This window comes from Streptomyces yongxingensis (genome assembly GCF_055597465.1).
Genome location: NZ_CM145717.1, coordinates 6199260 through 6211688, shown reverse-complemented (window position 1 = coordinate 6211688; position 12429 = coordinate 6199260). Strand labels below are relative to the sequence as shown.

The 12429-nt window shown below is 73.7% G+C and carries 12 protein-coding genes; 8 read left to right on the top strand and 4 right to left on the bottom strand.

The features are described from left to right. Positions 1–625 precede the first annotated feature (625 nt). Entirely contained in the window at positions 626–1531 is a 906-nt protein-coding gene (locus ACZ6TD_RS26860; protein WP_471358058.1) for a DUF3027 domain-containing protein, read from the bottom strand. Between the two features lie 421 nt (positions 1532–1952). Here ACZ6TD_RS26860 and ACZ6TD_RS26855 point away from each other — a divergent pair, with 421 nt between their 5' ends. From ACZ6TD_RS26855 to ACZ6TD_RS26840, 4 genes are all read left to right on the top strand, one after another. Beyond that, positions 1953–3452 carry an MFS transporter gene (locus tag ACZ6TD_RS26855; protein WP_471342239.1) on the top strand — a complete coding sequence of 500 codons (1500 nt, stop codon included), beginning with the start codon at positions 1953–1955 and terminating at the stop codon, positions 3450–3452. Positions 3453–3601: 149 nt separating this feature from the next. Continuing rightward, a complete protein-coding gene (locus ACZ6TD_RS26850) occupies positions 3602–4108 on the top strand; it encodes a hypothetical protein (RefSeq protein WP_471342238.1) in 507 nt (168 codons plus the stop codon). A 124-nt stretch (positions 4109–4232) separates the two neighbouring features. After that, entirely contained in the window at positions 4233–5084 is an 852-nt protein-coding gene (mqnB, locus tag ACZ6TD_RS26845) for a futalosine hydrolase (RefSeq protein ID WP_471342235.1), read from the top strand. Further along, positions 5081–5971, top strand: coding sequence for a 1,4-dihydroxy-6-naphthoate synthase (locus ACZ6TD_RS26840; RefSeq protein ID WP_471342234.1), 891 nt, complete (start codon positions 5081–5083; stop codon positions 5969–5971). Before mqnB ends, ACZ6TD_RS26840 begins: the two co-directional genes overlap by 4 nt. A gap of 108 nt (positions 5972–6079) precedes the next feature. Here the strand turns inward: ACZ6TD_RS26840 and ACZ6TD_RS26835 are convergent, their stop codons facing one another. Next, positions 6080–6463, bottom strand: a complete 384-nt coding sequence (locus tag ACZ6TD_RS26835; protein ID WP_014177506.1) for a cold-shock protein — start codon at positions 6461–6463, stop codon at positions 6080–6082. Positions 6464–6631: 168 nt separating this feature from the next. Between ACZ6TD_RS26835 and ACZ6TD_RS26830 the strand changes: the two genes are divergently transcribed. Then, the gene (locus ACZ6TD_RS26830; protein WP_471342232.1) at positions 6632–6940 is read left to right on the top strand and encodes a hypothetical protein; all 309 of its coding nucleotides are present in this window, start codon (positions 6632–6634) and stop codon (positions 6938–6940) included. 93 nt (positions 6941–7033) lie between these two features. Here ACZ6TD_RS26830 and ACZ6TD_RS26825 read toward each other — a convergent pair whose 3' ends face one another. Then, entirely contained in the window at positions 7034–7666 is a 633-nt protein-coding gene (locus tag ACZ6TD_RS26825; protein WP_471342230.1) for an HAD family hydrolase, read from the bottom strand. Between the two features lie 75 nt (positions 7667–7741). Between ACZ6TD_RS26825 and ACZ6TD_RS26820 the strand changes: the two genes are divergently transcribed. The 3 genes from ACZ6TD_RS26820 to ACZ6TD_RS26810 are packed head-to-tail and all read left to right on the top strand — an operon-like array spanning position 7742 to position 10856. Beyond that, complete coding sequence (locus ACZ6TD_RS26820; protein ID WP_471342228.1) at positions 7742–8836, top strand: FecCD family ABC transporter permease; 1095 nt, start codon at positions 7742–7744, stop codon at positions 8834–8836. Beyond that, on the top strand, positions 8833–9972 hold the full coding sequence (locus ACZ6TD_RS26815; RefSeq protein WP_471342227.1) for a FecCD family ABC transporter permease: 1140 nt from the start codon (positions 8833–8835) through the stop codon (positions 9970–9972). Before ACZ6TD_RS26820 ends, ACZ6TD_RS26815 begins: the two co-directional genes overlap by 4 nt. Then, a complete protein-coding gene (locus ACZ6TD_RS26810) occupies positions 9969–10856 on the top strand; it encodes an ABC transporter ATP-binding protein (RefSeq protein WP_471342225.1) in 888 nt (295 codons plus the stop codon). The genes ACZ6TD_RS26815 and ACZ6TD_RS26810 overlap by 4 nt, the downstream gene beginning before the upstream one ends. Positions 10857–11027: 171 nt before the next feature. Here the strand turns inward: ACZ6TD_RS26810 and ACZ6TD_RS26805 are convergent, their stop codons facing one another. Then, positions 11028–12296 carry a hypothetical protein gene (locus ACZ6TD_RS26805; RefSeq protein WP_471342223.1) on the bottom strand — a complete coding sequence of 423 codons (1269 nt, stop codon included), beginning with the start codon at positions 12294–12296 and terminating at the stop codon, positions 11028–11030. Positions 12297–12429 lie beyond the last annotated feature (133 nt).

Genomic DNA, 12429 nt, shown 5'->3' with positions numbered 1-12429 from the left:
CCCGATGACAACGCAGGGGGCGGGCCGAAGGCGCACGGCGCCCCGCCGCGCGCGTCCGAGCAGAGCGCGGCTGGACCCTGTCGCTCGAGGCCGCCACAGATCAAAGGCGTACGAGCCCGGACGCGGCCCGGACGCATCGTGCAGGCCGCCGCCCAGGCGTACGGGGCCCGCCCACACCTGACCGCACGTCGCCCGACCGGCCCGGCAGGCGGTGTAACCACCGGGGCGGCGGTGGGCAGCGGCCCGTCACCCGGTGGGGCGACAGGCGTGAGGCGTCGGGCGGGGCGGCAGCCGCGAGGGGGCGGGGCGCTGGCGCCGCAACGCGCTGGGACGCGCGGCCCCGCCGGGGCGGGAGTTCGCTGCCGTCGCCTGGGCGACCGTGTGCCGGGCGGCGGCCCCGGCCCGCAGTTCTGCAGCGGCCGGGCCAGGGCCGTCCTTCCGTAGCGGCCCAGCCAGGGCCGCCGTTCCGTAGCGGCTGGCCCCGGGCCGCCGTTCCATAGCGGCCCAGCCGGGGGCCGTCCTTCCGTAGCGGCCTGGCCGGGGGCGCGTCCCGCAGCAGTGGCCCCGAGGCCGTCGTTCCGTGCAGCCTGGCCGGGCGCCGTCGTGGGGCGGGGCCCGAGGCCCCTCAGCTGTGGCCCAGTTCCTCCGGCGGCGTGTCCGGCTCGACAGAGCCGCTCGTGCGGTCCGGGTGGAGGGGGAGGGGTTCGACGACGGTTTCGTCGACGACGGGTGGGGCCGGGCGGGGGGGCTTGGGCATGACGGCGGCCTCGGAGTGGGCGCCGCAGCCGTAGGAGAGGGAGACGACGCGGCCGTCCGCCGGGCTGAACTCGTTCGCGCAGGCCCCGAACGCCTGCCCCAGCGAGCCGCCGAGGGCCACCAGGAAGCCGCAGCTCGCGCAGGTGCCCGGGGCCGCCTGGGCCATGGGGGTCTTGGGGCCGTACGCCTCGTCCCAGCGGTCGGCCGCGACGTGGAGGCCGTAGCGGGACAGCACCCGGGCGCGCCGCATGCCCAGCTCCTCGGCGACGGCCGCGATAGAGCCGGTCGTGGGCGCGGCGGTCTGCGCCGCGGGGGCGCCGGCCGTCACATCGGCATCCTCCACCGCCGCGAGCTGCTGCATCTCCTCCGAGACCGCGGAGTTGGGCGGCGGCGCGTCCTCGCCCGAGTAGCCGGGCTCCAGCCGCAGGTCCTCGGCCTCGGTGGGGAGCAGGTCGCCCGGCCCCATGTCGCCGGGGCGCAGCCGCTCGCTCCAGGGCACCCACTCCGGCGCGAGCAGCGCGTCGGGCCCGGGGAGCAACACGGTCTCGTCCAGGGTGACGGCCTTCGCCCGGGAGGCGCGGGTCACCGTGACCGCCCAGCGCCAGCCGCGATAGCCCGGCTCGGCGCTGTCGAAGAGATGCGTGACCACGCGGTCGCCCTCGGCGACAGCGCCCAGATACTCGCCCACCTGCCCCGGACGGGCGGCTTCCACAGCCGCCTCGCGGGCGAGTTCAACCGCCTCGGCGCACAGGCGGTCGGGGGTACGGCTTCGCATCGCACTCACAGGATCGATTCTCTCTTCCACGCCGTCGCAGCCGTCTGACCTGGTGCGCCAGCCGTACGGCCGATCGCGGGACCGCGGACGGAGCGGACCATGGGGCCGCGTCGACGTCCGCGCCCATCCGGCCTTCGGGCGCACCTTGTACGTCCCATTCTGCGGGATGGCTACTCGGCACACGGCCAGGAACGACCCTCGGTGGCGCGGTTACGCACGCTACCTTGTCCGGCCGCACCGGCCCTACCCCCGTCTCATCCCCACCACCCGCCCCGGCGCCGTGCGCCCCCTCCCCTCCCGCCCCCGCGAAACCGCATTTCCGCTGGACAGCGGGGTGTTGCCGATTCCTCCCGACGGCGCCGCCATCCGGAAAGCCGTCGAAGGTCTGACGCTTCGGCCGCGTTGGCTGCACCATGGTCAGGTGGCAGGAACGCGGTGGCACAGCGGCGGCTCGACCAGTCGGTCGGGCCGCTGGATCGTCCACGCGCTCCGTGTTCCCTTCGCGCTCCGCCTCCCCTTCACCGCGGCCGGGCGGGGCATCCGCCGCGCCACCCACGCCCACGGCGCCGGCGAGTCGGGGCTCGGCAAGCTGATCGAACTGCACGCGGTGAACTCCGCGGGCGACATGCTGATCACCGTCGCCCTCGCCTCCACGATCTTCTTCTCGGTCCCGACCGACGAGGCCCGCGGCCGGGTCGCGCTCTACCTGGTCATCACCATGGCCCCGTTCGCGCTGCTCGCCCCCGTCATCGGCCCGCTGCTCGACCGCATTCCGCACGGCCGCCGCGCGGCGATGGCGGGCGCGATGCTGACCCGCGTGGTGCTCGCGCTGACGATGGCGGGCGCGGTGGCGGGCGGCGGGCTCGAGCTGTATCCGGCGGCACTGGGCGTGCTGGTGGCGTCCAAAGCGTACGGAGTCGTCCGTTCCGCCGTCGTGCCACGGCTGCTCCCACCCCACTTCTCCCTGGTCAAGGCCAACTCCCGGGTCACCCTGGCCGGGCTGCTCGCCACCGGCGCGGCGGCCCCGCTGGGGGCCGGGCTGCATCAGATCGGGCCGAGCTGGCCGCTGTACGGGGCGTCGGCGATCTTCCTGCTGGGCGGGTTCCTGTCGTTCACCCTGCCGCACAAGGTGGACTCCTCGAAGGGCGAGGCCAGGGCGCAACTGACCTCGGGGCAGCGCCATCTCCATCTGCCGGTGACGGTGCGCAAACCCAAGGCCAGGGTCGGCGGGGACAGGACCGCCCCGGCCGGGGGAGCCGCCTCCGGCGGCGGGGCCAGGGCCGCCTTCTCCCGGATCGCCTTCTGGAGGGGCCGGTCCCGGCGGCCCGGCCTCCGTACGGTCGGCCCCTCCGTGCTGCACGCCCTTCAGGCGTGTGCCGCGCTGAAGACCCTGTCCGGATTCCTCACCCTCTTCCTCGCCTTCCTCCTCCGCGACCAGCCGCTGGGCGGGCTCGGCCCCGAGATCTCACTCGGCCTGGCCGCGGTCTGCGCGGGCGGCGGCAACGCGCTGGGCACCGCGATCGGCGCCTGGCTGCGGGCGCGCGGCCCGGAGCTGATCATCGCGGTGGTGCTGAGCTCGGCCCTGGCCGTGATCATCGTGTCGGCGGCCTTCTACGGCGCGGTGACGGTGGCCGCCGTGGCCGCCACCGCCGGGATCTCCCAGGCGCTGGGCAAGCTGTCGCTGGACGCGCTGATCCAGCGCGACGTCCCGGAGGAGGTCCGTACCTCGGCGTTCTCGCGATCCGAGACCACGCTCCAGATGGCGTGGGTCCTCGGCGGCGCCATCGGCATCGTGCTGCCGCTCCACGGGGTGCTGGGGATGGCGGTCGCCGCGGCGGTGATCGCGCTGGGCACGGCGCTGAGCGTCCGCGGACTGCTGAGCGCCTCCCGGCAGGGGGCGCCGTATCCGCGGGTGGCGTGAGTTCCGGGCCGCGGCCGCCCCCGGCGGGAGCGCCATCGGCGAGTCGTACCCGTGCGAGGCGATCGGAGGCGGCCGCGGGCCTTGGTGAACAGCGGGGCCGAGTCGTACCCGCGCGCGAGGCGATCGGTGGGGCCAGATAGCCTGCCCGCATGACCGCTGCGCTGTTTTCCAGGGGCAAGGGCCGCCGCGCCGTCACCGCCGCCTGTGCTGTGTCCCTCGGGCTCGTCGCCCTCTCCGCCTGCGACAAGCCGACCCCGCTGGCAACGGTGACGGTCGGTTCGAACACCGTGACGGCCGAGGCGAGCAACGGCTGCTACGGCGACGGCAAGGACCTGAGCTCGAAGAAGTTCAAGGACTGCCTGTCCGCCAAGCCCGAGAAGACGATCAAGGTGACCCCCGGGGACAAGGTGCGGCTCGGGGTGGACCCCGAGATCGCCAAGTCCAGCTGGGGCCTGATCGCCAACAACCCGGTCATGGCCGAGGCGAGCAAGGAGACGTACCGCAGCTTCGACAGCGATACGCTCTTCGCCCGGCAGAACCCGCAGACCGGCCAGACCACGCTCGAGAAGAAGGTCACGATCACGGTCGCCGAGCTCGGCAAGAGCAGCCAGGGCGTCAAGGGCATCTGGCGCTTCACGCTGGAACGGGACTCCTGACAGGGCTCCTGACGGGACTCCTGACGGGATCCCCGACGAGCGGAGCTCCGCAGGACGGGGCCCGGTCGCACCGGGCCACCGGCCGCGCCGTGACAGGGTTGTGTGTGACAGGGGGGAGTCACCCATGCGCGTACTGATCGTCACGGCCGTACCCGCCGAGCGGGACGCCGTCGTACGGGGCGTCGGCGCCACGGCCCCCGAGGTGGCCGAACTCCCCGTCCCCGGCGGGGTGCTCCACCGGCTGAGCCCGGCGCCGCCCACCGGGCCGCCGCTCACCGTGGACGTCCTGGCCGCCGGGGTCGGCCCGGCCGCCGCGGCGGCCGGAACCGCCGCCGCCCTGACCGCGGCCGCGGTCGCCCGCACCCCCTACGACCTCGCCGTATCGGCCGGTATCGGCGGCGGCTTCACCACCGCGCGCCCCGTCGCCGCGCACCCCGCCACCACACCCACGGCGCGGTCCGCCACCGCAGCGCCCGCCACCCCAGGGCCCTCGACCACGCCGCCCGCCACCGCCGCGCACCTCGGCTCCGTCGTCGTCGCCGACGCCATCGTGGCCGCCGACCTGGGCGCCGAGACCCCCGACGGCTTCGCCGCCGTCACCGACCTGGGCTTCGGAACCGTCGAACACCTCCCGCCCGCCCCGCTCGTCGCCGCCGTCGCCGAGGCGACGGACGCCGTGCGCGGCACCGTGCTCACCGTGTCGACCGTGACCGGGAGCGCCGAACGGGCCGCCGAGCTGCTGCGCCGCCATCCGCGCGCCGTCGCCGAGGCCATGGAGGGCTTCGGCGTCGCGGAGGCCGCCGCGGCCCAGTCCGTGCCCGCTCTGGAGGTACGGACGGTCTCCAACGCCGTCGGACCGCGCGACCGCGCGGCCTGGCGGATCGGGGAGGCGCTCGAAGCGCTCACGGGCGCCTTCGCGACCATCGCCCCCCTCCTCGGCACCTGGACCTTTGACCCGGAAGGAACCCGGCAGTGACTGAGCCCCTGAGCGAGCCCCTGACTGAGCCTTTGAAGATCGCCTACTCCCCGTGCCCCAATGACACGTTCGTCTTCCACGCCTGGGCTCACGGCCGCGTCCCCGGCGCGCCCGCGCTCGATGTCACCTTCGCCGACATCGACATCACCAACGGGATGGCCGAGCGCGGAGAGTTCGACGTACTGAAGGTGTCGTACGCCGTACTGCCCTGGGTGCTGGACGACTACGCGCTGCTGCCCTGCGGCGGCGCGCTCGGCCGCGGCTGCGGTCCGCTGGTGCTCACGCGGCGGCCCGGCGAGGGGCAGCCGCTCACCGGCAAGGACCTGGCGGGGAAGACGGTCGCGGTGCCGAGCGAGCGTTCGACCGCGTATCTGCTCTTCCGGCTGTGGGCCGCCGCCGAGGTGCCGGGCGGGGTCGGCGAGATCAAGGTGCTGCCGTTCCACGCGATCATGCCCGCGGTGCGGGACGGCGAGGTCGACGCCGGGCTCGTCATCCACGAGGCCCGGTTCACCTATCAGAATTACGGGCTGCACTGCCTGGCTGACATGGGCGAGCACTGGGAGCGGACCACCGGACTCCCCATCCCGCTGGGCGCGATCATCGCCAAGCGCTCACTGGGCGCCGAGCGGCTGCGGGAGCTCGCCGACGCCGCCCGGACATCGGTGCGGATGGCCTGGGACGACCCGGAGGCGTCGCGGGCGTATGTCCTGGAGCACGCCCAGGAGATGGACCCGGCCGTCGCCGATCAGCACATCGGGCTGTACGTGAACGAGTTCACCGCCGACCTCGGCGAAAGCGGCTACGCCGCGGTGCGCGGGCTGCTGACCCGCGCGGCGGCCGAGGGGCTGGTACCGCCCCTCGGCCCCGGGGCGCTGGACGCGGTCTGACGCTTCGGCGAGTGGTCGCACGCCAAGCGGAGCCGGACGGGTATCCATCCGGCTCCGCTGACGGGATGTCGTATGTGCCGATGTGTGCCGGACCGCTCAGGTCGAAGGTCAGACGTCGAGCTGGTCGGCCACCGCCCGCAGCATGCCCGCGATCTTGTGGCCGTGTGCCTTGTCCGGATAACGGCCGCGCTCCAGCTGCTGCGTCACGTTCTCCAGCAGGGTGGTCAGGTCCTGGACGATGGACGCCAACTCGTCCGGCTTGCGGCGCTGGGCGGCCGCCACGGAGGGAGTCGGATCGAGAACGGTGACGGACAATGCCTGATCCCCGCGATTTCCGGCCACCACGCCGAATTCCACGCGCTGCCCCGGCTTCAGTGAGTCGACGCCTTCCGGAAGCACCGACGAGTGAACGAAGACGTCGCCACCGTCATCGCGGGAGAGAAAGCCGAAGCCCTTCTCACTGTTGAACCACTTGACCTTGCCGGTAGGCACGTCTGTCTCGTCCTCGTCGCTCGTCGGAAAACACGGAAAAACAGCTCTCGATAGCACTACAGCGGGTCGTAAGACCCGCCACCACCAAGGCTAATGGTCCCGAGCCTGGTGACAAGACGTACCCGGGTGGTTCCTATGCGCGCTCTGGCACGGATCTACCCTGGTCCAGTGAGTAATGAAACCCCGCACCGCGGCGGCTCCCCCGGCCACCCCCGAGAGGCGCCCCTTCCCGGCGACCGGCTCATCCGGTCCGGCGTCATCGTCTTCGCCATCGGAGCGGTGGCCACGCTCGCCACCGTCGCGCCGCTCTTCCTGGGCGCGGATCCGCTGCCCTCGGCGGCGTACTTCGTGTGCATGCTGATGGGCGTCGGCTTCGCCCTCGCCGCCGTCGGGCTGCTGCGCTCCATCGCCGCGCAGCGGCGGGAGGTCTCGGCCGCCGCCCGGGTGTCGCGGCCCCCCGTACCGCCGTCCGGGTGAACCGGGTGCACCAGGTGAACCGGGTGAGCCCGCAAGCCCTGAACCGGGTGAGCCGGTGCGCCCGTGAGCCGGTGAGCCGGTGGACTGGGCGGATCAGTCCGCCGTGCGATCGCCTATGTAGCCCGACAGCCAGGCCGGGAACGCCGTCAGATCGTCCAGCACGACATCCGCGCCGGCCCCGAGCAGCTCGTCCACCGCGCAGGGCCCGGTGGCGACCGCCACGGACAGCGCACCGGCCGTACGGGCGCCCCGTACGTCACCCGTGTGGTCGCCGACGTACACCGTCGCCCCGTACTCCCGCAGCGCCTCCGCCTTGGCCTCGGCCCACAGCCAGCCGATGACCGCGTCCGCCTCGATGCCCAGGTGGCTCAGGTGCAGCTTGGCGTTGGGCTCGTGCTTCGCGGTGACGACGATGGCCCGGCCGCCCGCCCGCCGCACGGCCTCGATCGCCTCCCGCGCCCCCTTCATGGCCAGGGTGGGCGCGATCGCGTACTCCGGGTAGAGCTCGCGGTAGAGCTCGCCCATCTCCTCGACGCGCTCATCGGGGAACCAGTGCACCAGTTCCTGCTCCAGCGGCGGGCCGAGCCGGGTGATGGCGAGGTCGGAGTCGATGTAGGTGCCGGTCCGGGCCGAGAGCGCCTCGTACGCCGCCTTGATGCCCGGCCGGGAGTCGATGAGGGTCATGTCGAGGTCGAAGCCGACGGTGAGAGCGGAGTGCGAAGACATGCCCGCCATTGTGCCTTGGCCCACCCCATACACTTAGCCTCGCCTAACTTCGTAGCCGACGAGCGAACGGACGCGATGACCGCCGACCGGACCAGCAACCACCCTCCCAGAGCCCCCCTGGTCCGCGACTCCCCAGCCAGCGCCTCCCCGGTCAGCGCCTCCTCAGCCCACGCCTCCCTGGTCCGCCGCCGCCTCGGCTGGACCGCCGCGGCCGTCGTCGCCCTGCTGCTCGCCGTCCTGCTGAGCCTCGCCGTGGGCAGCCGCCAGATCGCGCCGAGCGCGGTCCTGGACGCGCTGCTGCACGGCGGTTCCAGCGACGCCGCCGACATCGTGCGGTCCCTGCGGCTACCGCGCACCCTCGTCGGGCTGATGGTCGGCGCGGCGCTCGCCATGGCGGGCACGGTGATGCAGGGCGTCACCCGCAACCCGATCGCCGACCCCGGCATCCTCGGCATCAGCCAGGGGGCCTCGGTGGGCGTGGTGCTCGCGATCGCCTTCGCCGGGGTGCACACGCTCAGCGGCTATGTCTGGTTCGCCTTCGCGGGCGCGGGGCTGGCGTCGGTCGCCGTCTACGCCATCGCCACCAGCGGGCGGGGCGGCGCGACCCCGGTCAAGCTCGCGCTCTCCGGCGCCGCGATCAACGCCCTGCTGGTGTCCGTGACGACGGGCGTGCTGACGACGAAGGCGGCGGCCCTGGATGAGTTCCGCTTCTGGCAGATCGGCTCGCTCGCCGGGCGGGACACCGGGATCGTCGGTCAGGTCTGGCCGTTCCTGCTGGTCGGCACGGTGCTGGTGATCGCGGTGGCACGCGGTCTCGACGCGCTGGCGCTCGGCGAGGACGTCGCGAAGGGGCTCGGCCAGAACGTGGCGGCCGTAAGGATCGTCGCGGCCCTCGGCGCCACGATCCTCACCGGCGTCGGGGTCGCCGCCGCCGGTCCGCTCGCGTTCATCGGCCTCGCGGTCCCCCATATCGCCCGCGCGATCGTCGGCACCGACCACCGCTGGGTGCTGCCGATGGCCGCCCTGATCGGCCCGGTGATGCTGCTGGTCTCGGATGTGGTGGGCCGGGTCGTCTTCCCGCCGAGCGAGGTCCCGGCGGGCGTGATGACCGCGCTGATCGGGGTGCCCTTCCTGGTCACGCTGGTGCGCCGGAAGGCGGTGGCCGCGTGAGCGCGACGGAAAGCCGTACCGATGTCCGTACGGTCCGTCCGGGGGTCGGCCCGGCCGGGTACGGGCTGATCCGCATCACGCGAGGGGGACGTACCGGCCGTGGCGGATCGTTCCTGCTGCACCGCCGCTCGGCCCTCGTCGCGCTCGGGCTGACCCTGGCCACCGCCGCCGTCTGTGTGACGTACCTGTGCGTCGGCGAGAGCTTCGTCGACCCCGCCGACGCCGTGAAGGCCGTCCTGCACACCCAGTGGGGCCTCGGACAGGCCACCCCGAACGACCTCGTCGTCGGCACGCTGCGGCTCCCCCGGATGACGCTCGGCCTGATGGTCGGCGCCGCCTTCGGCATCGCGGGCGCGCTGATCCAGACGGTGGCCCGCAACCCCCTCGCGAGCCCCGACATCATCGGCGTCAGCCAGGGCGCGAGCGCGGTGACCGTGGGCGCGATGACCTACGGGGTCACCTCGTTCGCCGTCCTGCCGTACCTCTCCGTCCTGGGCGGCCTCGCCGCCGCCGCGCTGGTGTACGTCTTCGCCTGGCGCGGCGGGCTCCAGGCGGCCCGCTTCGTGCTCATCGGCATCGGATTCGCCGTCGCGCTGCGCTCGATCACCCATCTCTTCCTGACCAAGGGCGACTATCTCGTGGCCCAGCAGGCGAAGGTGTGGATGACCGGTTCGCTCAACGGACGCGGCTGGGGCGAGGCCGCTCCGCTCGGCTGGGCGCTGCTGGTGCTGCTGCCCGGCGTGCTGTGGGCGGCGCGGGCGCAGCGCACGGTGTCCATGGACGACGACACGGCGACCGCGCTGGGCGTACGGCTCGGGCGGGTGCGGCTGGGCCTGGTGGCCCTCGGCGTCGTGCTCGCGTCGATGGCGACGGGCGCGGCAGGACCGGTGGACTTCGTGGCGCTGCTCGCCCCGCAGATCGCCCGCCGGATGACCAGGACCGCCCAGATCCCGCTGCTGTGCTCGGCCCTGACCGGGGCGTTCATCGTCGTCACCGCCGACCTGCTGGCCCGCAAGCTGTTCGCGCCGACCGAACTGCCGGTGGGTGTGCTGACGGCGGCGGTCGGCGCCCCGTATCTGATCCACCTGCTGCTGTCTTCCGGGGGACGCGGCCGTAAGGGAGGCACCGCCGCATGACCGCTTCGGCGTCCACGAGGGGTACGAGCCCGGAGGCCGGTCCGGCCTCCGCCGGACCGGCGGAAGCCGCTTCCGCGAACCGGCCGAACCGGCTCACCGCGCGCGAGCTGACCCTCGCCTACGAGGACCGCACCGTCGTGGACGGGCTGGACCTGGAGATACCCGACGGCGAGGTCACGGTCATCGTCGGACCCAACGCCTGCGGCAAGTCCACCCTGCTGCGCGCCCTCGGGCGGCTGCTGCGGCCGCGCGGCGGCGCCGTGCTCCTCGACGGTACGGACCTCTCGCGCATCCCGACGAAGAAGATCGCCCAGTCCGTGGGGCTGCTCCCGCAGACCCCGGTCGCGCCCGAGGCGATCACCGTCGCCGATCTCGTCTCCCGGGGCCGCCAACCGCATCAGCGCTGGTGGCAGCAGTGGTCGGAGGAGGACGAACGGGCCGTCACGGACGCCATGGAGCGTACGGATGTGACGGCGCTCGCCGACCGCCCGGTGGACGAGCTGTCGGGCGGGCAGCGGCAGCGCGTATGGATCGCGATGGCGCTCGCGCAGGAGACCGACCTGTTGCTGCTGGACGAGCCGACGACGTACCTGGACATCTCCCACCAGGTGGAGGTGCTGGACCTGGTGCGCCAGCTCAACCACGAACGCGGCCGTACGGTCGTCGCCGTCCTCCATGACCTCAACCAGGCCGCCCGCTACGCCGACCATCTGATCGCGATGAAGGACGGCCGCATCGTGGCACGCGGCCGCCCGGGGGACATCGTCACGGCGGACCTGGTGCACGAGGTCTTCGGCCTCGACTCGGTGGTCGTCCCGGACCCGGTGACCGGCAGCCCCTTGGTCGTCCCGGGCACGCCCTGGCAGGCCACCGAGCACGGCTGAGCCGCGCAGGGCGCAGGCGCTCTGCGGGCGGGGGTACGGGCGCGTCGGGCCTCGGGCGTCGGGCCTCGGGCGTCGGTGCCCTGTGGGCCCGGGTACGGGCGCCCGGCGTGCGGCTGAGGCGGGCGCCCGCGCCTTCTTCCGGGCTCGAGCCGCCCCACGGGTGGCCCTGTGTCAGCCCCTGCGCCTCGCGCGCCAGAGGAGGAACAGCACCGAGGCGATGGCCGCGCCCCTGACGACGTAGGGCCAGGTCTCGGTCAGGGCGTCCTTCCAGCCGTGCTCGGGGATCGGCTCGCCCCACTTGTCGTCGGCCCGGCCCCACAGCCAGACCGCGGCCCCGGCCGCGACCAGGCCGGGCATGCCCAGCGCCGCCCACTTCGCCTCGGCCGGGGAGCGGCGGTAGGTGCTGTAGTACGCGATCACCCAGCCGAAGGCGATCATGATGATGTTGCCCAGGGCGGCGCCCGCCACGAGGAGTCCGACCGTCACCAGCAGCACCGGGCCGAGCCCGGAGAGCCACTTGGGGACGCCGCCCCCGCCCGCGGGCTGAGCAGCCGCCTTACCGGGCCCGAGCAGTACGCGGCGCAGCCTGCCACGCGGCTTGGCTCCGGCCCCCGCCTTCTTGGCCTCGGCCTTCGCCTTCGCCTCCGCGGCGGCCTCGGCCTCGGCGGTGGCCGCCTCCGCCGCCGCCTTCTCCTCGGCCTCGCGCCGCTCCTGGCGCTCCTGCTCGGCCGACTTGCCCTTACCGAGCAGTTCCGGGATCTCGATCCCGCCGGTGAACCCCTCGACCGCGCCGTACTGCGCGTCGCGCTGCTCGGGCTGGGCGAACGGGCCCGGCTCGACGTGCCACCAGTCCATGTTGGACTCGCGCGGGCCCAGTTCGTCCTCACCCGCGAGGTGCGGCGGCGAGGCGGCGTTGGACGGGGGCGTGGCGGGGGTGGCGGGCCTCGGCTTGATCAGGGAGGGGGCGCCGTCGCCCGGGGTGTGGTTGGCGTAGCCGTCCCCGTTCCGGCCGGTGCCGGGCACCCCCGGGGCGTCCTCCTCGCGCGGGGCGGGCACCTTACCGGTGAGACCGCTGCTCTTGGCGAGCCCGGCCAGCTTGTCGCGGGCAGCCCGCGCCGCCCCGGCGGCTCCTCGCGGCGACGCGCCGCCGCCCGCACCGCCGCCCTCCGTACTGGGCTCACCACCCGCTCCCCCCGATCCCGGATCGGGGCCTCGGCCGCCCGCGGCGGCCACCACATCGGCCGGTGAGCCCAGCTTGGACAGGATCCGCTTCACCCCGGCCGGGCTGTCCGCCCCTGAAGTGGCCCGGCGATGGTCGATGTCGGCGCGGAGCCCGGAGACCAGCCGCATGCGTTCACCGGACGACAGACCTTGTTGCTGAGCCAGGTCACCGACACGGCTCAGATAGTCGTAGACGAGCTTCTCGCTCTCGATCCCCACCAAGACCCCTGAGAATGCGCACCGTCGGCGTATCAGTCGGCTCCGACGGTACCGCGCGGAACCGGAATCCCGCCGCACCCCCTGCGTCCCGCACCCCGCGGGTACTGTGGATCGAATGAGCACTTCATGGAAT

Bases quoted from the DNA above. Each gene is read 5' to 3' on its own strand.
- ACZ6TD_RS26860 (WP_471358058.1), bottom strand. From the start codon at position 1,531: ATGCGAAGCCGTACCCCCGACCGCCTGTGCGCCGAGGCGGTTGAACTC.
- ACZ6TD_RS26850 (WP_471342238.1), top strand. From the start codon at position 3,602: ATGACCGCTGCGCTGTTTTCCAGGGGCAAGGGCCGCCGCGCCGTCACC.
- mqnB (WP_471342235.1), top strand. From the start codon at position 4,233: ATGCGCGTACTGATCGTCACGGCCGTACCCGCCGAGCGGGACGCCGTC.
- ACZ6TD_RS26825 (WP_471342230.1), bottom strand. From the start codon at position 7,666: ATGTCTTCGCACTCCGCTCTCACCGTCGGCTTCGACCTCGACATGACC.
- ACZ6TD_RS26820 (WP_471342228.1), top strand. From the start codon at position 7,742: ATGACCGCCGACCGGACCAGCAACCACCCTCCCAGAGCCCCCCTGGTC.
- ACZ6TD_RS26810 (WP_471342225.1), top strand. From the start codon at position 9,969: ATGACCGCTTCGGCGTCCACGAGGGGTACGAGCCCGGAGGCCGGTCCG.